This window comes from Streptomyces sp. STR69 (assembly GCF_024519455.1).
In the GTDB taxonomy this organism is placed as follows: Bacteria; Actinomycetota; Actinomycetes; order Streptomycetales; family Streptomycetaceae; genus Streptomyces.
In genome coordinates, this window is the sequence record NZ_JALJRY010000029.1 from 75,801 (window position 1) to 95,736 (window position 19,936).

Annotated in this window: 14 protein-coding genes; 7 read left to right on the top strand and 7 right to left on the bottom strand. The window is 71.4% G+C overall.

Annotated features, from left to right (window positions below):
• The first annotated feature begins 34 nt into the window (after positions 1–34).
• A complete protein-coding gene (locus tag OC490_RS38635) occupies positions 35–490 on the top strand; it encodes a DUF742 domain-containing protein (RefSeq protein WP_262062717.1) in 456 nt (151 codons plus the stop codon).
• Positions 477–1,076 (top strand): GTP-binding protein, encoded by a 600-nt coding sequence (locus OC490_RS38640; RefSeq protein ID WP_200715196.1) that lies wholly within the window; start codon positions 477–479, stop codon positions 1,074–1,076. The genes OC490_RS38635 and OC490_RS38640 overlap by 14 nt, the downstream gene beginning before the upstream one ends.
• Positions 1,077–1,141: 65 nt before the next feature.
• On the opposite strand, the gene OC490_RS38645 is transcribed toward OC490_RS38640, so the two are convergent.
• The 3 genes from OC490_RS38645 to OC490_RS38655 are packed head-to-tail and all read right to left on the bottom strand — an operon-like array spanning position 1,142 to position 3,644.
• On the bottom strand, positions 1,142–1,810 hold the full coding sequence (locus OC490_RS38645; RefSeq protein WP_262062718.1) for an ABC transporter permease: 669 nt from the start codon (positions 1,808–1,810) through the stop codon (positions 1,142–1,144).
• The gene (locus OC490_RS38650) at positions 1,807–2,517 is read right to left on the bottom strand and encodes an ABC transporter permease (RefSeq protein ID WP_262062719.1); all 711 of its coding nucleotides are present in this window, start codon (positions 2,515–2,517) and stop codon (positions 1,807–1,809) included. Before OC490_RS38650 ends, OC490_RS38645 begins: the two co-directional genes overlap by 4 nt.
• A complete protein-coding gene (locus OC490_RS38655) occupies positions 2,514–3,644 on the bottom strand; it encodes an ABC transporter ATP-binding protein (RefSeq protein ID WP_262062720.1) in 1,131 nt (376 codons plus the stop codon). Before OC490_RS38655 ends, OC490_RS38650 begins: the two co-directional genes overlap by 4 nt.
• Before the next feature lie 244 nt (positions 3,645–3,888).
• On the opposite strand from OC490_RS38655, the gene OC490_RS38660 reads away from it, so the two are divergent.
• A complete protein-coding gene (locus tag OC490_RS38660; protein WP_315986726.1) occupies positions 3,889–4,731 on the top strand; it encodes a glycosyltransferase family 2 protein in 843 nt (280 codons plus the stop codon).
• Entirely contained in the window at positions 4,728–6,893 is a 2,166-nt protein-coding gene (locus OC490_RS38665; RefSeq protein ID WP_262062721.1) for an ArnT family glycosyltransferase, read from the top strand. The genes OC490_RS38660 and OC490_RS38665 overlap by 4 nt, the downstream gene beginning before the upstream one ends.
• 72 nt (positions 6,894–6,965) lie before the next feature.
• Here OC490_RS38665 and OC490_RS38670 read toward each other — a convergent pair whose 3' ends face one another.
• From OC490_RS38670 to OC490_RS38680, 3 genes are read right to left on the bottom strand one after another with little or no spacing between them, the layout of a single operon-like run.
• Positions 6,966–7,697 carry an FAD:protein FMN transferase gene (locus OC490_RS38670; protein ID WP_262062722.1) on the bottom strand — a complete coding sequence of 244 codons (732 nt, stop codon included), beginning with the start codon at positions 7,695–7,697 and terminating at the stop codon, positions 6,966–6,968.
• Between the two features lies 1 nt (position 7,698).
• Positions 7,699–8,145 carry an FMN-binding protein gene (locus OC490_RS38675; RefSeq protein ID WP_262062723.1) on the bottom strand — a complete coding sequence of 149 codons (447 nt, stop codon included), beginning with the start codon at positions 8,143–8,145 and terminating at the stop codon, positions 7,699–7,701.
• 10 nt (positions 8,146–8,155) lie between these two features.
• Positions 8,156–9,493: a ferric reductase-like transmembrane domain-containing protein gene (locus OC490_RS38680; RefSeq protein WP_026178960.1), complete on the bottom strand. Its 1,338-nt coding sequence runs from the start codon at positions 9,491–9,493 to the stop codon at positions 8,156–8,158.
• 150 nt (positions 9,494–9,643) lie between these two features.
• Between OC490_RS38680 and OC490_RS38685 the strand changes: the two genes are divergently transcribed.
• Positions 9,644–10,333: a response regulator transcription factor gene (locus OC490_RS38685; RefSeq protein WP_262062724.1), complete on the top strand. Its 690-nt coding sequence runs from the start codon at positions 9,644–9,646 to the stop codon at positions 10,331–10,333.
• On the top strand, positions 10,330–11,784 hold the full coding sequence (locus tag OC490_RS38690) for a sensor histidine kinase (protein ID WP_262062725.1): 1,455 nt from the start codon (positions 10,330–10,332) through the stop codon (positions 11,782–11,784). The genes OC490_RS38685 and OC490_RS38690 overlap by 4 nt, the downstream gene beginning before the upstream one ends.
• Before the next feature lie 303 nt (positions 11,785–12,087).
• On the opposite strand, the gene OC490_RS38695 is transcribed toward OC490_RS38690, so the two are convergent.
• Positions 12,088–12,693, bottom strand: coding sequence for a GOLPH3/VPS74 family protein (locus OC490_RS38695; RefSeq protein ID WP_262062726.1), 606 nt, complete (start codon positions 12,691–12,693; stop codon positions 12,088–12,090).
• A gap of 369 nt (positions 12,694–13,062) precedes the next feature.
• Here OC490_RS38695 and OC490_RS38700 point away from each other — a divergent pair, with 369 nt between their 5' ends.
• Positions 13,063–19,935 carry an SDR family oxidoreductase gene (locus OC490_RS38700; RefSeq protein WP_410099229.1) on the top strand — a complete coding sequence of 2,291 codons (6,873 nt, stop codon included), beginning with the start codon at positions 13,063–13,065 and terminating at the stop codon, positions 19,933–19,935.
• The last annotated feature ends 1 nt before the right edge of the window (position 19,936 follow it).

Genomic DNA, 19,936 nt, shown 5'->3' on the forward strand with positions numbered 1-19,936 from the left:
GGTCCCCGACCGGTCGAGAGAGGAACAGCCACTCATGCCCGACGGCCGCACTCCGAGCGGTGCCGGCGCGGACGGGGCCACACCCCCGGATCGCGATCCGGTGCGCACGCCCTCCGCCGTACGGCCGTTCCTGGTCACCGCCGGCCGGGTCGCGGGTGCGGGAGCCACCGCCTCCGGGCGGCCGATCCCCGTCGAGACCCAGGTGGTGGCGACGGCCGCCGGGCTCGACGTGCTCGACCGGCTCTCCTTCGAGCAGCACGACATCGTCGCCGCCTGCCGGCAGCCGCAGTCCCTCGCGGAGATCGCGGCCCGGCTGCGGCTGCACCTGAACGTGGTGCGGGTCCTCGCCGAGGACCTGCGTGCCGCCGAGTACCTGACGGTGCACGTGCCGAACACCGACATCACCCATGACGCAACCGTCCTGCGAAGGGTCATCGATGGCCTCCGCGCCATCCCCAACTCCCGGGGAGTACTCCGTGACACCGACTGAACCGGTCGCCCGCGGTGCGGCTGCGCAGACCGTCGTACGACCGCCGCTGCCGGTGAAGATGGTCGTCGCGGGCGGCTTCGGCGTGGGCAAGACCACCACCGTGGGCGCGATCTCCGAGATCGAGCCGCTGACCACCGAGGCCGCGATCACCGAGGTCGCGGCGGGCGTGGACGACCTGTCCCACACCCCGCGCAAGACCACGACCACGGTGGCGATGGACTTCGGCTGCATCACCATCGACCCGACCCTGAAGCTGTATCTGTTCGGTACGCCCGGGCAGGACCGGTTCGGCTTCATGTGGGACGACATCGTGGAGGGCGCGGTCGGCGGTCTCGTCATCGTCGACACGCGCCGGCTCGACGACTGCTACGCGGCCGTCGACTACTTCGAGCACAAGCAGATCCCGTTCGCGGTCGCGCTGAACGCCTTCGACGGAAAGATCGAGCACTCCCTCGACGAGGTCCGCTGGGCGCTCGACGTGAACGAACGCGTCCCGGTGATCGCCTTCGACGCGCGGGAGCGCGGCTCGGTGCGGGACGCGCTGCTGGTCGTCCTGGAGCTGGCGCTGGCGCGCTCCCAGGGCTGACGGCGGCAGAAACAAGAGAGGGGGGAGGGCCTGAGCCCTCCCCCCCATTTCCCTTACTGCGGCGCTCAGTTGCTCCTGCGCACCCCCGGCGACACCGCGAGCCGCGCGATGCCCCAGAAGACCGCAAGCGTCACCAGGGCCATCCCGGCGACCAGGGTGGCGCCGCCGACGACCTTCTCGTAGTTCTTCTGGTAGAGGCCGTCGATGATGTAGCGGCCGAGGCCGCCGAGGCTGACGTAGGCCGCGATGGTGGCGGTGGAGACGATCTGGATGGCGGCCGAGCGCAGGCCGCTGAGGATCAGCGGGAGCGCGACCGGCAGTTCCACCTGGAAGAGGATGTTCGTCTCGTTCATGCCCATGCCGCGGGCGGCGTCGACCGGGGACGGGTCGACGGAGCGCATCGCCTCGTAGGTGGTGACCAGGATCGGCGGTACGGCGAGGACGACCAGCGGGATCATCACCGGCACCAGGCCGAAGCCGATCAGCACGAACATCAGCACCAGCAGGCCGAAGCTGGGAAGCGCGCGGGCGGCGGTGGCGATGAGCGAGAGGGCGTTGCCGCCGCGTCCGGTGTGGCCCGTGAGCAGACCGACGGGGAGGCCGATGGCGGCGGCGATGGCGAGCGCGAGCAGCGAGTACTGGACGTGCTCGCGCAGCCGGGTGGGGATGCCGTCGTAGCCGTGCCAGTGGGTGCTGTCGCTGAAGAACAGGTTGATGTAGTGGAGTACGTTCACCGGGCTGCGTCCTCCAGTGCGAGTTCGGCCGGTTCGGGCCGGTCCTCGGCGGGGCGGGCCTTGCGGGTACCGCGCGGCATCCAGGGCGTGAGGAGCAGGCGTACGGCGACCAGGACGGCGTCCACGACGATGGCGAGGACGGCGGTGGTGATCACGGAGAGCCAGATCAGCCGCGGCTGGTGGTAGATCTGGCCGTCGTTGAGCAGGTTGCCCAGCGCGCCCTGGTTGCCGATCAGCATGCCGACGCTGACGAGGGAGATGCTGGACACGGTCGCCACCCGAAGGCCGGCGATGATCGCGGGCACGGCGATCGGCAACTGCACCTGGAGGTAGCGGCGTACGGGCCCGAGGCCCATCGCGGTCGCCGCGTCCAGGGTCTCCTGCGGTACCGAGCGGACGCCGTCCACGATCGCCGGGACGAACACCACCAGGCTGTAGACGCCGAGCGGGATCATCACGGTGGTCTCGGTCTGGCCGGTGTAGTCGATGAGGACGACGAAGAAGGCCAGCGAGGGAATCGCGTACAGCACGGTCGTCACCCACAGCACGGGCGGGTACAACCAGCGCAGCCGCACGCAGAGTTGGGCGATGGGCAGCGCGACCACCAGGCCGACGAGGACCGGGATCACGGCCTCGCGCAGATGCAGCCCGATCAGGCCGAAGTAGCTGTTCTGGAGGTCGCTGGGGATGCGGAACCAGTCGTTCATCCGAGGACCTTCGTGCCGCTACGACCGGCCGCGTGCGCGCTCCGGATCGCCTCGCCCACGGCCTGCTGCGATACGACGCCCACGACCCGGCCGGTGTCGTCCACGCCGACCGCCCAGCCGGTGGGCGACAGCACGGAGCCGTCGAGCGCGGCGCGCAGGGAGTCCTTGCCGGCCGCGAACGGGCGGCCGTAGGCGAGGAGTTGAGCGGTGTCGACGGCTCCGGCGGTGAGCGCGCCCGGCTCGCTCCAGCCGAGCGGCCTGCCGTCCAGGTCGGTGACGAGGAGGTACGGCACACCGGGGGTGGTGCGTTCGGCGATCTGCTCGGCGGTGGAGTCGACGGCGACGATCGGGGAGGTCTTGAGGTCGAGGCCGGACGAGGAGAAGAAGGACAGCCGGCGGATGCCGCGGTCGGCGCCGAGGAAGTCCTCGACGAAGGCGTCCGCCGGGTCGGACAACAGCTCGGCGGGCGGGGCGAACTGGGCCAGCTTGCCGCCGGTGCGCAGCACCGCGACCATCGTGCCGAGCTTGATGGCCTCGTCGATGTCATGGGTGACGAAGACGATCGTCTTGCCCAACTCGTCCTGGAGGCGCAGGAGTTCGTCCTGCAGCCCCTTACGGACCACGGGGTCGACGGCGGAGAACGGCTCGTCCATCAGCAGCACCGGCGGGTCCGCGGCGAGGGCGCGGGCGACGCCGACGCGCTGCTGCTGGCCGCCGGAGAGCTGGTAGGGATACCGCTTGGCGAGGGAGGCGTCGAGGCCCACCCGCTCCATGAGTTCGGTGGCCCGCGCCCTGGCCTTCTCCTTGCCCCAGCCGAGCATGCGGGGCACGGTGGCGATGTTGTCGACGATCGTGCGGTGCTGGAAGAGTCCGGCGTTCTGGATGACGTAACCCATGGACCGGCGCAGGGTGTTGACCGGCTGCTTGGTGATGTCCGCGCCGTCCAGGGAGATCGTGCCCTCGCTGAGGTCGACCATCCGGTTGATCATGCGCAGGGTCGTCGTCTTGCCACAGCCCGAAGGGCCGACGAGGACGGTGATCGAGCGGTCCGGTATGTCCAAGGACAACCGGTCGACCGCCACCGTGCCGTCCGGGTACCGCTTGGTGACTGAATCTATCCGTATCAAAGCGCCGAATACCCTTCGGATGTGGCAGAAACTGCCCGTTCCTGGCCGCTGTCTCAGGCCGTTGAGGGGAGAGTCTAGACGGCTTGTGTTGCGGGAACTTGGCGGGCACCTGAGGGGTTTTGGGTGCCGCTTCCTGGGGGTTCGACGCGGATCGACTGTGCCCTTCCTGTGAGTCCGCTGATTCTCATCGACCGTTCAGCGAAGGCACAGGGACGCCCTAGACAGGGCCCGGAAAGTCACCGTCATGAACGAACAGAACGCGGGAGGCGCCCGGCAGCGGTCGGTCGAGATCGTGGTGCCGGTCTACAACGAGGCGCACGTCCTCGCCGGCAGTGTCGGCCGTCTCCACGCATACCTCGAATCGTCCTTCCCGTTCCCGTTCACGATCACCGTGGCGGACAACGCGAGCACCGACGCCACCTGGCAGGCGGCGCTCGACCTCACCCAGCGGCTGCCGCACGTGCACGCCGTCCACCTCGACGCCAAGGGCCGGGGCCGCGCGCTGAAGCACGTGTGGAGCCGCTCCGAGGCGGACGTGGTCGCGTACATGGACGTCGACCTGTCCACCGGCCTCGAAGGCTTCCTCCCCCTGGTCGCCCCGCTCCTCTCCGGCCACAGCGACGTGGCCATCGGCAGCCGACTGCACCGGCAGGCGGCCGTACAGCGCGGCGCCAAGCGGGAGTTCATCTCCCGCTCCTACAACCTCCTCCTCAAGGCAGGCCTCGCGGCCCGCTTCTCGGACGCGCAGTGCGGCTTCAAGGCCGTACGCACCGAGGTGTTCCGGGCGCTCGCCCCGCACATCGAGGACACCGCCTGGTTCTTCGACACCGAACTCCTCGTCCTCGCCCAGCGCAACAAACTCCGTATCCACGAGGTCCCGGTCGACTGGATCGACGACCCCGACAGCCGCGTCGACATCGTCCGGACCGCCCTCGACGACCTCAAGGGCATGCGCCGCATGTTCAAGCAGACGATCACCGGCCGCGCCCGCATCGCCGCCGTACCCCACCGCACCCGCACCACCACCCCTGTCCTGCCCGTCGGGGCGCCCGCCTCTTCCGCGGAACACCTGGAGTACGCGTCATGACGACCCTCGCCCCGCCCCCCAGCCAGGAAGGCACCCGCCGCTCCCACCGCGCGGGCCCGCCCGCCGACGGTGGCCTCAACTCCCGTGCCAGAAGGCTCTTCACGGGCCCGGAGGACGACCCGCGCTGGGCCCGCCCGGCCCTGTGGGCGATCCTCCTCCTGGCCACGGCGCTCTACGCCTGGAACCTGACCTCGATCACCGGCAACACCTTCTACGACGCGGCCGTCTACAGCGGCACCAAGAGCTGGAAGGCGTTCTTCTTCGGCGCGCTCGACTCCGGCAGCTTCATCACGGTCGACAAACCACCGTTCGCCCTGTGGGTGATGGGCCTCTCCGCCCGCGTATTCGGGTACGGCACCTGGCAGTTGATGCTCCCGATGGTCGCGGCCGGCACCGGCTCGGTCGCCCTGCTGTACCGGAGCGTCAAGCGGGACTTCGGCGCGGTCGCGGGCACGATCTCCGCACTGGTCCTCACCCTCACCCCGATCACGGTCGCCATCACCCGTGACACCAACCCGGACCCGATCCTCGTCCTGCTGATGATGCTCGGCGCGGTGGCCCTCCTGAAGGCCGTCCGCAACGGCAAGTTGATGCCGCTGGTGTGGTCGGCGGTCGCGATCGGCTTCGCGTTCAACACCAAGATGATGCAGGCGTACGTCGTCCTGCCCGCGTTCTTCCTCGTCTACCTCTGGGCCACGAACGTCTCCCTCGGCAAGCGCATCCGCAACCTCGCCGTCGCCACCGTCGCGCTGATCGTCTCCAGCGCCTGGTGGATGGTGATCGTCGACCTGATCCCCGCGTCCTCCCGCCCCTACATCGGCGGCTCGACCGACAACACGGTGTGGGACCTGGTCATCGGCTACAACGGCTTCGGCCGGATCTTCGGCGCCAGCTCCTCGGTCGGCTCGCAGGGCAACGGGGCTTCGTTCGGCGGCAGTTCGGGCCTGTACCGGATGTTCAACGAGATCATGGGCGGCCAGATCTCCTGGCTGATCCCCTTCGCGGCGATCGCGCTCGTCGCCGGTCTGGTGCTGCGTGGCCGTGCTCCCCGCACCGACCCCGAGCGGGCGGCGCTCATGCTCTGGGGCGGCTGGTTCGTTCTTCACTTCCTGACCTTCTCGCTCGCCGAGGGCACCTTCCACCCGTACTACGTCACCGCCATGGCGCCCGGTATCGCGGCCCTGGCCGGTGCGGGCGGCGTGCTGCTGTACCGCGCCTTCCGTGAGGGCGCCGCGGCGGTGGGGGTCCCCCCGGTCGAGCGAAGCCGAGACTGGGGGAGGGCCTGGGTGCTGCCGGTCGCCATCGCGGCCAGCTCGGTCTGGGCGGTCGTGCTGCTCCAGCGGGTGTCGGGCTCCGGCACGGTGTACACGGTCGCGGAGATCGTGGTCGCCGTGGCGGGCGCGGCCTCCGTACTCGGCCTGCTGGTCGGCCGGTTCACCCGGCGCCACCGTCTGATGGGCTTCGCGGCCCTCGCGGCGGTCGTCGCCCTCCTCGCCGGTCCCGCGGCCTACTCGGTCTCGGCGGCGACCTCCTCGACCAACGGCACCAACCCGACGGCCGGTCCGAGCACCGGTGGCGGTATGGGCGGCGGCGGTGGCGGTATGGGCGGCGCGCCGAGCGGCACCAAGTCCGGTACGAAGCCCAGCGGTTCGGCCCCGTCCGGCACCCGGCCCTCGGGCAGTGGTTCGGCGCCTTCGTCCTCCTCGAACTCCTCCACCTCCACCTCCACGGAGTCCGGTTCCGAGTCCGGTGCACAGCAGGCCGGCGGTGGCGGTATGGGCGGCGGCACGCAGGTCTCGTCCGAGATGATCGCCTACCTCAAGAAGCACCAGGACGGGGCGACTTGGCTGCTGGCGGTGTCCACCGACCAGACGGCGTCCTCGATCATCCTGGAGTCGGGTCAGCCCGTGATCTCCATGGGCGGCTGGTCCGGCAGCGACAACGCGATGACCCTCGCCAAGCTCAAGTCCCTGGTGAAGTCCGGCAAGTTGCACTACATCATCGTCAGCAGCGACGGCGGCCAGGGCACCAACTCCGCGATCGCGACCTGGGTCAAGGCACACGGCACGGCGGTCAAGTCCTCGGCATACAGCACCAGTTCGTCGACCACGACCTCCACCGGCAGCGGCCTGTACCGCCTGGACGCCTCCGACGTCAGCTGAACCACAAGCCACATTTCCCGACAGGAAGGGCCGCCGGCAACCCCGGCGGCCCTTCCGCATGCAGTCGTGTCTTTACGCCGCCACCGTCGCGACCGGGAATCCCGGTGTACGGCGGACCCGGCGTTCCGCGTCGACCGCGAACACCTCGCAGCCGGGCCGGGCGGCGGCCCAGTCGACGCCCTCCGGGCCCATCGCGAAGGCCGCGGTCGCCGTGGCGTCGGCCTCGGTGAGGGAGGTGGCGACGACGGAGAGGCTGAGCAGTCCGGTCGCGGGGCGGCCGGTGCGGCCGTCGACGATGTGGTCGCCACGCTCGTAGCGCGCGGAGGTCGCCACCGCCCCGTCGGTCAACTCCAGTACCGTGCACAGCTGGTCGGCGTGCTCGGGGTGCCGTACGCCCACTCGCCAGGGACCGCCGGCCACGACCACGTCGCCACCGGCGTTGAGGACGAAGCGCCGGGCCCCGGCGGCGGTGAGCAGTTCCGCCGCCCGCTGCACCGACCAGCCCTTGACGACCGCGCAGGGGTCGAGGGGGCGGCCGGGCAGCCGGACGTCGAAGGCGCCGCCGGTCGCGACCCGGTACTGCTCGCAGAGGTCGAGGACCTCGGTCAAGTCCGCGCTGAGCTGCGGGAGTCGGAGCTCGCCCCGGTCGTAACGGCAGACCTCGCTGTCCGGACGGAACGGGCTGAAGCGGGCGTCGACCTCGCGCAGCCAGGCGAACAGCGCGTCCACAGTCACCTCCCGGATGCCCTCGTCGTCGACGCGCAACGACACCGGGAACCCCATCACATGCTCAACACGGTTCATCTCAGGCGCCCTTGGCGTCGATCGCGGCCTGGAGGGACTGGACGTAGGCGTCGCTGGTGATCGTGGCGCCGGAGACCGTGTCGATCTTCGAGCTCTGCGCCTTGAGGGTCTCCTCGATCAGCACCGGGACGGCCGCCGTGGTCTGCGGATGGTTCGGCTGCTGGAGCATGCTCACGGCACTGATCTTGTCGCCCTCGAAGGTCACCTGCACCTGCACGGTGCCCTTCTCGGTGTTGATCGCGGTGCCCTGGACGACCTTCTTCGAGGAGGTGGAAGGGGCCGACGAGGACGAGGAGGACGACGAAGTGGCCGTAGGAGTCGGCGTCGAGACCGCCTCCGAGGTCGTCGTACTCGTCGAGCTCGTCGTCGTCCCGACGGACGGCTCGTAGCGCCACACGGGGATCAGACCCGCGACGGACAGCACCAGGACAGGTATGACTCGCTTCACGATATGTCTCTCATCCCGCCAGGCTGAAGCGTTCGAAGTGGATCTGCTGCTTGGGCACGCCCATGTCGCCGAGGGTGCGCAGTACCGCGTTCATCATCGGTGGGGGTCCGCAGAGGAAGACGTCCCGGTCGGCGATGTCCGGTACCAGGCGGGCGAGTTCACGCGGGGCCAGCTTGTCGGGGACGGGCGGGCCGGTGAGCAGGTGCAGTTCGGCGCCCTTGGCCCGGGCCAGCTCGGCCAGTTCGCCGTAGAGGACCGCGTCGCGTTCGGCGGAGACGCGGTAGATGACGACCGCGTGGCCCTCCAGGTCCTCCAGCAGCGCGCGGATCGGGGTGACGCCGACGCCGCCCGCGATGAGGAGGGACTCGGTCTTCCTGCGGTGCAGGGTGGTGAAGGCGCCGTAGGGGCCCTCGGCGAAGACGCGGGTGCCGACCTTGAGGTGGCGCAGGGCCGCCGTGCCGTCGCCGGCCGTCTTGGCGGTGAGGCGGAGTCCGGTGCCGTCGGGGGCGGCCGACAGGGAGAAGGGGTTGGCCTGCCACCAGCGGTCCTTGGTGAGGAAGCGCCAGAGGAAGAACTGGCCTGCCTGGGCCGGGAGTCGGTCGAGGTCGCGGCCGGTGATGTAGATCGAGACGACGTTGTCGGACTCGGGGACGACCGCCGAGACCCGGAACTGGTGGCGCAGGTTCCGCCACAGCGGCAGGACCAGGCGGCCCAGGGCGACCGAGCCGAGGGCCACGCCCCAGACCGTGTACCAGTACGTGGTGGCGGCGGAGGACGCGGTGAAGGTCGTACCGACCGCGACCTGGTGGGTGAAGGCGAGGACCACGGCCACGTAGGTGTAGAGGTGGATGAAGTGCCAGGTCTCGTAGGCGAGGCGGCGCCGGGCGTAGCGGGCGGAGGTCGCGCCGATGACGAGGATCAGGGCGAAGGCGACGAGCGCGCGCAGGATGCCCTCGGTGGTCTCGGCCAGGTCGACGACCTCGCCGACCGGGCCGGTGTCGGTGCCCTCCGCGTAGCCGAAGGCGATGAAGACGAGGTGCCCGAGCAGCGTCCAGAGCAGGGCGAAGCCCGTCCAGCGGTGCCAGGAGGTCATCCGGTCCATGCCGATGCGGCGGTCGAGCCAGGGCAGGCGGGCCACGAGCAGCAGTTGGAAGGCCATCACGAGCGCGCCGTAGAGGCCGAGGAGGCGGCCGATGACGATCAGCGAGTTGGAGGCGAATCCGGCCTGGGCGAAGAAGACGGTCACCACGGCGACGTTCGCGGCCAGCACGGCGTACAGGCCGGTGCGGGCCACCACCCTGGGGCGTATCGCCGTGGGGGGCGCAGGGGGTGATTGGACGGTCGTCACGGACGGCAGCTCCTTGATCGGGTCCTGGGAGACGAGCTTGACCTCGGGCCGCTGTCGTTTTCCTGTCGAACAACTTTCAAGTACTTATCGATGTGGGTGCGGCGGTGCCGCGGGTCTGGCGCCGGACGGCGGGTGAAGCACTATGAGCGGGTGGACAAAGTTCGACTCCTCGTCGTGGACGACGACCCGCCGATCGCCGACCTCGTCGCGACGGTCGCCCGCTACGAGGGCTGGGAGGCCGCGTGCGCGTACTCCGGCGAGGAGGCGCTGACCGTCGCCGCCGAGTTCCAACCCGACATCGTGGTGCTCGACCTGATGCTGCCCGGCCTGGACGGCTTCGGTGTGCTGGACCGGCTGCGGCACTCCGGGACGATGGTGCCCGTGGTGTTCCTCACCGCGCGGGACGCGGTCGCCGACCGGGTCGCGGGGCTGACCCGGGGCGGTGACGACTACCTGGTCAAGCCGTTCGCGGTGGAGGAGCTGATGGCCCGGCTGCGGACCGTGCTGCGGCGCAGCGCCGGGCCCGGTTTCCCGCGCTCCGTGCTGCGCGTCGCGGACCTGACGATGGACGAGGACACCCGGGAGGTGCGGCGCGGCGACCACCTCATCACGCTCACCCCGACCGAGTACGAGGTGCTGCGCTATCTGCTGCGCAAGTCGCCGACCGTGCTCACCAAGGCGCAGATCCTCGACCATGTGTGGGAGTACGGCTTCGGTGGCCGCTCCAATGTGGTGGAACTGGTGGTCAGCCGGCTGCGCCGGAAGCTCGACGAGGGGCACGATCCGCTGATCCACACCGTGCGCGGCTTCGGCTACGTGATCCGGCAGGCCGCCGAATGATCGGACGGCTGCGGCGGCACTGGCGCAGGCTGCGCCTCGGCACACGGCTCGCGCTGGGGCTGGGGGCGCTGGCCCTGGTGGTGTTCGCCGTCGTGGGCACGGCTCTGACGACGTACATGCGGGACTATCTGTCGGCCCAGCTCGACGACCAGCTCGGGCTCGCCCAGGTCGCTCAGTCCAAGTCCATCGCGGCGAACGGCACCCTCCAGGGCAAGAAGTACTACCGCTGGTACTACGCCGTGTACGACGTCAAGGACGGAAAGCCGGTGCTCCGCAAGCCCGAGGAGAGCTCGGACCTGCCGGCGGACATCGGCGACCTCACCGCGGTGGCCCGGTCCCAGATCGCCAAGGGCACCGAGGTGCTGCGCACCAGCGACATCACGGGCGAGGGCGAGTACCGGCTGCGCGGCTGCGCGGTCGAACCCGGTGTGGTGCTGGTCAGCGGCGCGCCGATGGACGACATCGACGACACGGTACGACAGCTCGTGATCATCCAGGTGGTCGCCTTCGGGCTGGCGCTGCTCGCGCTGGTGGTGCTCGGCCGCAGGCTGCTGCGGCGCGGGCTGCAGCCGCTGAGCGACATGGCGCACACCGCGCACGGCATCGCCTCGCACGACCTGTCCGAGTCGGCGGCCAGGCTGCCGCTGCGGGCGGACGAGCGGGGCGGCGGCCCGGAGGTCGAGGAGCTGCGTACCGCGTTCAACACGATGCTGGAACACATCGACGACTCCCTCGCGGTGCGCGCGGAGGCGGAGCAGCGGCTGCGCCGGTTCGTCGCGGACGCCTCGCACGAGCTGCGGACGCCGTTGATGTCGGTGCGCGGTTACGCGGACCTGTTCCAGTACGCGGCGGCGAACGTACCCGAGGAGCGGGACAGGCATCTGGCCCGGCTGCGTGCCGAGGCGGCCCGTATGGGCATCCTCCTCGACGACCTGCTCCTGCTCGCCCGCCTCGACGCGGCGGACGTGGAGACTCCGATCCGGCTGCAGGACGCGGACCTGGTGGAGCTGGTGGCGCAGGCGGCGGACGCGTTCCGCGCCGGGCATCCGGACCGTCCGCTGACGGTGACGGTTCCGCCGGCCCCGGTGCGGCTGCGCGTCGACCCGGTCCGTATCCGGCAGGTGCTGGACAACCTCCTGACCAACGCGGCCGTGCACACCCCGCCCGGCACGCGGGTGTCGGTGTCGGTGACGGTCGCCGCGGGAACGGCGTCGGTACGGATCGCCGACGCGGGTCCCGGCATCCCGGACGCCGACCGGGCCCAGGTCTTCGACCGCTTCTACCGTGTCGACAAGGCCCGCAGCCGCGACCGGGGCGGCAGCGGCCTCGGCCTCGCGGTGGCACGCTCGCTGGCGATGGCCCACGGCGGCACGGTCGAGCTGACGTCGGAGCCGGGGGCGACGGTGTTCACAGTGACGATTCCGCTGGGGGCGGCCTCGGCCTGGACCTAGGGCCTGTCCGGCGGATCATGCCGCAGACGCGGGGTCTGGCACGCCCACCGGCGGCGTTGTCGTCGGTCGCCGACGCTCCGCGTCGGACTCCCTCCTCCGCCTTGCAGCTGGACGCACCAGACCCCGCTCACCGGCGCTGATCAGGCGCCGATGGTTTCCTGCGACCTGATCCGCCGGACAGACCCTAGGCTCCGCGCTCGGCTTGCGACTACCATGGGTGACGTGGCGTCACTTGCGGCTCAGAACCATCAATTGGCTCTGCTTATCCGGCAGTTGCCGCGCCGCGTGGACACGAAACCGCTGTCACATACCGCGCCACACGTTGTCATAGGCCGCGTCCTCGACGCTCTTGCGCTGCCGGACGGCCTCCAGTTCCGTCACCGCGTCGTGGACGGTGGCGAGGACGGTGTCCAGGGCCTCGTCGGTGACCTTCGCGGAGTCCTCGTCCGACACCTCGCGGATGCCGACGGCCGCGGCGAGCTGGGCGAGGACGGGTTCGCCCGTGGCCCAGCGGTCCGCCGCCCGGCTGCGGGCCGGGGAGTCGACCAGGGCCGCCTTGCCGCTGCGGACCGGGATCCAGCGACCGCGCTGCCGGGCGACCAGGCCCTCGTTCTCCAGCGCGGCGAGATAGGCCGAGGACAGCCCCCGCCCCCGCCGCCACAGCCAGTCCTCGACCGACTCGTACGGCGCCTCCCGCACGAGGGCGGTCGCTGCCTCGTCCAACAGGCCGTCCGGCAGGGGAACTTGGACGTTCGGCACGATCAGTTCGCCGTCCAGCGCGACGGCTTCGGCGGCGAGGAGGTCGACCACCTCGGCTCCCGCGAGCGCGAGCGAAAGATCACCCGACTCGACGGGGCGGTCGGGGTCGACGTCCATGGCGATGATCAGCAGGTCCCGGGGTGTGCTCATGGGTGCCAACCTAGCGCGGGTCATGCGAGGAGGCAGCGACACCCAACGTTTACATAATTCTGTTCCGCTGTCGGTCATGTTTCGGGACCATGAGCCTCGGATGAATACCGGGGGCTTTTGGACCGCTTGCGCCACTGCGGTCCGAATGGCGTGCCCTCTGAAGGAAATTGGCAGGGTTTTCGGTTGTTTGGGGACCCGCCGGGGCTGGCCGGATCATTTCCCTGGACTTGGCGCTTACCTTTCCGTTGTTGACCGCCGAGTAACAGTGACGCTAGCTTTCAACCAGCCATCTCGCGTCTCTGCGATTCCGTTCGGCGCCTACAGGCCGAATCCCCCCACCGTGCAGTTTCACCGTTTATTCGGAGAATCATGACGTCTGTCGCGCGCGCCGCAGAAATGATCATTGGAATCACGCCGTTCCATGAACCGGATGCCCGACTCGCGGCGGCCGTGAGCCGCGCCGGCGGGCTCGGCGTACTGGACCTGGGAATTGGCGACCGAAGATCCAGAGAGGCTCTGGCGCGAATCCGACGCTGGTCCCCTGGCCCTTTCGGGGTACGCGTCGGTGCCCACTGCCGGATCGGCCCCTCGGAACTCGCCACGGCCGGTGACGGCGGCCCGGACACCGTCGTGCTCGCCGTGGACGCTCCGTGGCGGGTCGACGAGGTCATCGGCGCCCACCGGGTACTGGTCGAGGTCACCGATCCCGACCAGGCGCTGGCGGCGGTCCGCGCCGGTGCGCACGGGCTGATCGCCCGGGGTGCCGAAAGCGGGGGCCGCATCGGCGAGTTGAGCACGTTCGTGCTGCTCCAGCGGCTGCTCGCCGAGCCCGGTGTGACCGTCCCGGTCTGGGCCTGCGGCGGCATCGGCCCGCGTACGGCCGCCGCGGCGGTGGCCGGTGGCGCGGCCGGGGTCGTGCTGGACAGCCAGCTGGCGCTGCTCGCCGAGTCGGCGCTGCCGGAGGCGGCGGCTGCGGCGCTGCGCTCGATGGACGGCTCCGAGACCACGGTGGTCGCCGGTCACCGGGTGCTGCTGCGCCGGGGCCCGGACGCCCCGCGGGTGCCCGCCGAGCGGGTCTCCGAACTGCTCGGCGCCCGCGATCCGCGCACCCAGCTGCTGCCGGTCGGCCAGGACGGCTTCCTCGCCGCGCGGTTCGCGGAGCGCTGGGGCGACGTGGGCCGGACGGTGCGTGAACTGACCGCCGCCGTACGGGAGTCGATACGGGACGAAGCACCGGCCGGAGCCTTGCGCGCCGGCTCGCCGATGAGCCGGCGGCTCGGCACCCGACTCCCCGTTGCCCAGGGCCCGATGACCCGTGTCAGCGACCAGGCGGAGTTCGCCGCGGCCGTCGCCGGAGGCGGTGCCCTGCCGTTCGTGGCGCTGGCGCTGGCGAGCGGCGGGCAGTCGCGGACGGTACTGGCCGAGACCCGTGCCACCGTGGGGACACGGCCCTGGGGAGTCGGGGTGTTGGGCTTCGCGCCCGAGGAACTGCGCAACGCCCAGCTCGACGCCGTACGGGAACTGCGCCCCACGCACGCCATCATCGCGGGCGGACGGCCCTCGCAGGCGGAGGTGCTGGAGCGGGCCGGGATCTCCACGTTCCTGCACGTGCCCTCGCCGGGGCTGCTGCGGCAGTTCCTGGACGCGGGGGTGCGCAGGTTCGTGTTCGAGGGCTCCGAGTGCGGAGGGCATGTCGGGCCGCGCGGCAGCTTCCCGCTGTGGGAGGCCCAACTCGCCGTACTGGAAGACTTCTTGGCGACCGCCCAGGCGGGTACGGCCGAGCAGGTCGAGGTGTTCTTCGCGGGCGGCGTCCACGACGCCCGCTCGGCGGCGATGGTGGCCGCCCTCGCCGCACCGCTCACCGCCCGCGGCGCGGCCGTCGGCGTGCTGATGGGCACCGCCTACCTGTTCACCGAGGAGGCCGTGTCGTGCGGGGCGGTCCAGCCGCTCTTCCAGGAACAGGTGATAGAAGCCAAGCGGACCGCGCTCCTGGAGACCGCACCCGGCCACGCCACCCGTTGCGTCCCGAGCCCCTTCAGCGACAACTACCTGGACTTCGAAGCCCAGTTGCGTGAACAGGGTGTGCCCGACCGGCAGATCTGGGAGCGGCTGGAGCGGCTCAACGTCGGCCGGCTGCGCATCGCCAGCAAGGGTGTGGAGCGGGACGCCGCCGGAACGCTGGCCGCCGTGGACGAGCAACGGCAGCTCGCCGAGGGGATGTTCATGGCCGGTGAGGTCGCCGTGCTGCGTTCGGCGACCACCACCGTCGACGCCCTGCACCACTCGGTGACCGAGGAGGCCGCCGACTTCCTGGCCGCCGGCGCGCGAACCACCCGCGCTCTCCTGGGAATTGAGGAGCAGACCGAGCCGGAGCCGCCCGCCCCGCTGGACATCGCTGTCATCGGCATGGCCTGCATGTTCCCGCAGGCCCCCGACCTGCCCACGTTCTGGGCGAACATCCTCGGCGGACGCGATGCGGTGAGCGAGGTCCCGGCCGACCGCTGGGACCCCGCCGTGCACTACTCGGACGACAAGAGCGGCGCCACCCCGTCGAAGTGGGGCGGCTTCCTGCCGCGCATCCCCTTCGACCCGCTGCGCTACGGCATCCCGCCGACCTCCCTCGGCAGCATCGAACCGGTCCAGCTGCTGGCCCTCGAAGCGGCCCGGCGCTCCCTGGAGGACGCCGGATACGGCGACAAGGGGCGGGAGTTCGACCGTGCGCGTACCTCCGTGGTGTTCGGCGCGGAGGCGGGGAGCGACCTGTCCAACGCGACCACGCTGCGCGCCGTACTGCCCTCGTACTACGGGAGGATCCCGCAGGGCATCGAGGAGCAACTCCCCACGCTCACCGAGGACTCCTTCCCCGGGATGCTCTCCAACGTCATCTCGGGCCGGATCGCCAACCGGCTCGACCTCGGCGGGGCCAACTTCACGGTCGACGCGGCCTGCGCGTCCTCGCTGGCCGCCGTCGACGTCGCCTGCAAGGAACTCGTGGGCGGCACCAGCGATGTCGTGCTGTGCGGGGGCGCCGACCTGCACAACGGCATCAACGACTACGTCCTCTTCTCCTCCGTGCACGCCCTGTCCCCGACCGGCCGCTCGCGTGCCTTCGACGACTCGGCGGACGGCATCGCGCTCGGCGAGGGTGTCGCCTGCGTGGTCCTCAAGCGGCTCGCGGACGCGGAGCGGGACGGCGACCGGATCTACGGCGTCATCAAGGGCGTCGGCAGTTCCAGCGACGGCCGCTCACTGGGCCTGACGGCACCCCGGCCCGAGGGACAACGGGCCGCGCTGGAGCGGGCGTACCGCAACGCGGGCGTCTCCCCCGCCACGGTCGGTCTGGTCGAGGCGCACGGCACCGGCACGGTCGTCGGCGACCGGACCGAACTCTCCATCCTCAGCGAGGTGTTCACCGAGTCCGGGGCCCAGACGGGCAGTTGTGCGCTCGGCTCGGTCAAGTCGCAGATCGGGCACACGAAGTGCGCCGCCGGACTGGCCGGTCTGATCAAGACCGTGCTGTCCCTCTACACCGGGGTCAAGCCGCCCACCCTGCACATGAAGCAGCCCAACTCGGCCTGGAAGGAGGACAGCAGCCCGTTCGTCTTCCACGCCCGGCCCCGTCCCTGGGCGGCTCCCGCCGAGGAACGCGTCGCGGGACTCAGCGCGTTCGGCTTCGGCGGCACCAACTTCCATACGGTGATCCAGGCCTACGGGGACGCCGTACCGCCCGCGCAGGGCCTGGACGCGTGGCCCGCCGAGCTGTTCACCTTCCGGGGAGCGGACCGGGCCACGGCGCGCCGGAGCATCGAGGAGACCCTGAAGCTCGCCGAGACGGGTTCCTGGAAGCTGCGCGACCTCGCCCTCAGCGCGTCCCGCCGCTCCGACGCCCGGCACGAGCCGGTGCAGGTGGCCGTCGTGGCCACGGATGTCGAGGAGTTGGCCGGACAGCTGCGGCGGGCCCTCGAAGGCGAGCACGATCCCGCTTCGGGAATCCACGCGGCCGACCTCCAGGAGGACGCCGGCCAGGTCGCCTTCCTCTTCCCCGGTCAGGGCAGTCAGCGGCCCGGGATGCTCGCCGACGTGTTCATCGCCTTCCCCGAGCTGCAGCACTATCTGCACCTCGGCCGCGACCACGCGGACGCGCTCTATCCGCCGACCGCCTTCGACGACACCGCCCGCGACCGCCAGCAGGCCGGTCTGACGGACACCCGGGTCGCCCAGCCCGCCCTGGGCATCGCGGGACTCGCCGCCCACGCGCTGCTCACCGAGGCGGGCGTGCGGCCCGACATGGCGGCCGGGCACAGCTACGGCGAGCTGGTCGCCCTGTGCGCGGCCGGCGCCATCGCGCCGGAAGCGCTGCTGCAGCTGAGCGCGGAACGCGCGGCGGCGATCCTCGACGCCACCGGCGCCGACGACCCGGGCACCATGGCCGCCGTCGCGGCCGGTGCCGAGGAGGTCGAGCAGGCCCTGAAGACGGCGGGCGCACCCGACTCGGTCGTCGTCGCCAACCACAACTCGCCCCGCCAGACGGTGATTTCGGGCCCGACGGAGGCGGTCGCGGAGGCCGTAGGGCTGCTGCGCGAGGCCGGTCTCGGTGCGAAGCGCATCCCCGTCGCCTGTGCCTTCCACAGCCCGCTGGTGGCCGGAGCGGGCGAACGGTTCGCCCAGGCCCTCGCCCAACAGGCGGTGCTCACACCCGAGTTCCCCGTGTGGTCCAACCGCACGGCGGCCCCGTACGGCGAGGACGCCGACGCGGTCCGGGCCGAACTCGCCGCGCAGATCGGGGCGCCGGTCGGCTTCGTCGCGCAGATCGAGGCGATGTACGAGGCGGGGGCGCGGGTCTTCGTCGAGGCGGGCCCCGGCTCGGTGCTGACCCGGCTGGTCGCCCAGATCCTCGGGGAGCGTCCGCACCGCACGGTCGCGTGCGAGCCCCGGCAGGACAGCGGGCTGCGCGGCTGGCTCGACGCACTGGCCCAACTGGCCGTCGCGGGGCTGCCGGTGCGCACCGGATGGCTGTTCAACGGGCGCGACGCCGTCGACGCGGCCCGGACTCCTGTGCCCAAGCGGCCCGGCTGGACGGTCGACGGACAGCTGGTCCGCACCGCCGCCGGAGAACTCCTCCCCGGTGCCCTCGCACCGGCCCGACGTGTTGTGGAGACGACTGTGACGACGAACCCTCAGGGCGGCGCCCCCGTCGAGGCGAACAGGGACGCGCTCATCTCCGAATTCCTGCGCACCAGCCGGGAGATGGTGGCCGCGCAACGGGACGTGCTGCTGACCTACTTCGGCGCGACGCAGGCGACGGTGCCCCAGGGGACCTGGATTCCCGCACCGGCGCCCGCCGTGGTCGAGGCGCTCCCGCAGCTGCCCGCCCTGCCGGCCGCCGTCGAGACTCCGGTCGCCCAACAGCCCACTGCACAGCCGGAGTCGGCGCCCGAGGCCGTCACCGAGGACGATGTGCTGCGGGTCGTGCTGGAGATCATCAGCGAACGCACCGGCTATCCCGTCGACATGATCGAGCCCGACCTCGACCTGGAGGCGGACCTCAGCATCGACTCCATCAAGCGGGCCGAGATCGCGGGTGAGCTGGCCCAGCGGCTGGGCATCGGCGGCGGCGCGGACATCGCCTCGCTCGACGACGCCGAGCTGGAGGACCTGGCGAAGGCCCGTACGGCGGCCTCGGTCACCGGCTGGCTGGCGGCCCGCCTGACGGAGTCCGCTCCGGCGGCCGACGCGGCCCCGGCCGACAGCGCCCCGCAGGAGCAGGACGAGGTCGCCGGTGCGGCGCCCAAGCGGCTCCAGTTGCGGCCTGTGCCGCTCGCGCACCAGGACGGCGACAACCCGGCGGACCCGGCGTCCGTGCTGGGCGGACGGCGGTTCGTCCTGTACGGCGACGGCGAGGGCGCGGAGGCCGTCGTGGCCCGGCTCGCCTCGTACGGTGCCGAGGCGCTGGTCGTCGACCCCGAGCACCAACTCACCGACTCGGACGGCCAGGTGGACGGCGTCCTGTATCTCGCACCGCTCACCGCGGCGGCGCCGGTGCTGCCCGAAGCGTTCCCCGTGTTCCAGGCCGCCCTGCGCCGGGGCCCGCGCCAACTGATCGCCGTACAGGGGGCGGAGAACGGATCGGCGGGCCTGCACGGGCTGTTCCGTACGGTGGCGCGCGAGTATCCGGACACCGTCGCCCGGGTCGTCGAGGTGACGGACACGGCACCGGCCGCCGTCGCCGACGCGCTGCTCGCCGAGCTGCTGGCGCCCGGCCACGAGCCGGTCGTACTGCGAACAGCCGTCGGACGGCACGGACTTGAGCTGGTCGAGACTCCGCTCGGCGCGCTCGCGACCAACGGTGCCGGGCCGGCCGGTGACGGGGTCGCCGAGGCCGCCGCCATCGGCCTCGACCGTGACGCGGTGGTACTGCTGGTGGGTGGCGCGCGGGGCATCACCGCGAAGTTCGCCGTCGCGCTCGCCGCGGCCTCCCGGTGCCGTATCGAACTCCTCGGCAGGACGGCCGCGCCGGCCGGACCCGAGGACCCGGCGACCGCAGGAGCCCGCACCCCGGCCGAACTGCGCGCGGCCCTCGCGGGCCAGGGCGGACGCACACCGGCCGAGATCAACCGCACCGCCGAACTCCTGCTCGCCCAGCGGGAGATCACGGCGACCCTGGACGAACTCGCTGCCCTCGGCAGCCAGGCCCGCTACCACTCCGTCGACTTCCGCGAACCGGACGCGGCGCTCCAGGCGGTCAAGGAGATCCACGCCGAACACGGCCGGCTCGACGGTGTCGTCTACGCGGCCGGGGTCATCGAGGACCGGCTGATCGCCGAGAAGACCACCGAGTCCTTCCAGCGGGTCTACGGCACCAAGACGCACGGCGCCGAGACCCTGTTGTCGGCGCTGGAGCAACTGCCCAACGGCCCTGCTTTCGCGGTCCTGTTCGGCTCCATCTCGGCCGTGCTCGGCAATCGCGGGCAGGTCGACTACGCGGCGGCCAACGACGCCCTGGAAAGCCTCGGCACGGCCTGGTCCGCGCGCACCGGGCACCGGGCGCTGACCGTGCACTGGGGTCCGTGGGCGCCCACCGGCGGTCACCACGGCATGGTCACCCCGGAGTTGGGACGCGAGTACGCGCGGCGCGGTATCTCGCTGATCGATCCCGAGGAGGGCACCGCGGCCCTGCTGCGCGAGCTCGCCTTCGGCGACGAGTCGGCCGGAGCCGTCGTCTACACCGCCTCGGGCTGGTGAC

Bases quoted from the DNA above. Each gene is read 5' to 3' on its own strand.
- OC490_RS38635 (WP_262062717.1), top strand. From the start codon at position 35: ATGCCCGACGGCCGCACTCCGAGCGGTGCCGGCGCGGACGGGGCCACA.
- OC490_RS38650 (WP_262062719.1), bottom strand. From the start codon at position 2,517: ATGAACGACTGGTTCCGCATCCCCAGCGACCTCCAGAACAGCTACTTC.
- OC490_RS38660 (WP_315986726.1), top strand. From the start codon at position 3,889: ATGAACGAACAGAACGCGGGAGGCGCCCGGCAGCGGTCGGTCGAGATC.
- OC490_RS38665 (WP_262062721.1), top strand. From the start codon at position 4,728: ATGACGACCCTCGCCCCGCCCCCCAGCCAGGAAGGCACCCGCCGCTCC.
- OC490_RS38670 (WP_262062722.1), bottom strand. From the start codon at position 7,697: ATGAACCGTGTTGAGCATGTGATGGGGTTCCCGGTGTCGTTGCGCGTC.
- OC490_RS38690 (WP_262062725.1), top strand. From the start codon at position 10,330: ATGATCGGACGGCTGCGGCGGCACTGGCGCAGGCTGCGCCTCGGCACA.
- OC490_RS38695 (WP_262062726.1), bottom strand. From the start codon at position 12,693: ATGAGCACACCCCGGGACCTGCTGATCATCGCCATGGACGTCGACCCC.
- OC490_RS38700 (WP_410099229.1), top strand. From the start codon at position 13,063: ATGACGTCTGTCGCGCGCGCCGCAGAAATGATCATTGGAATCACGCCG.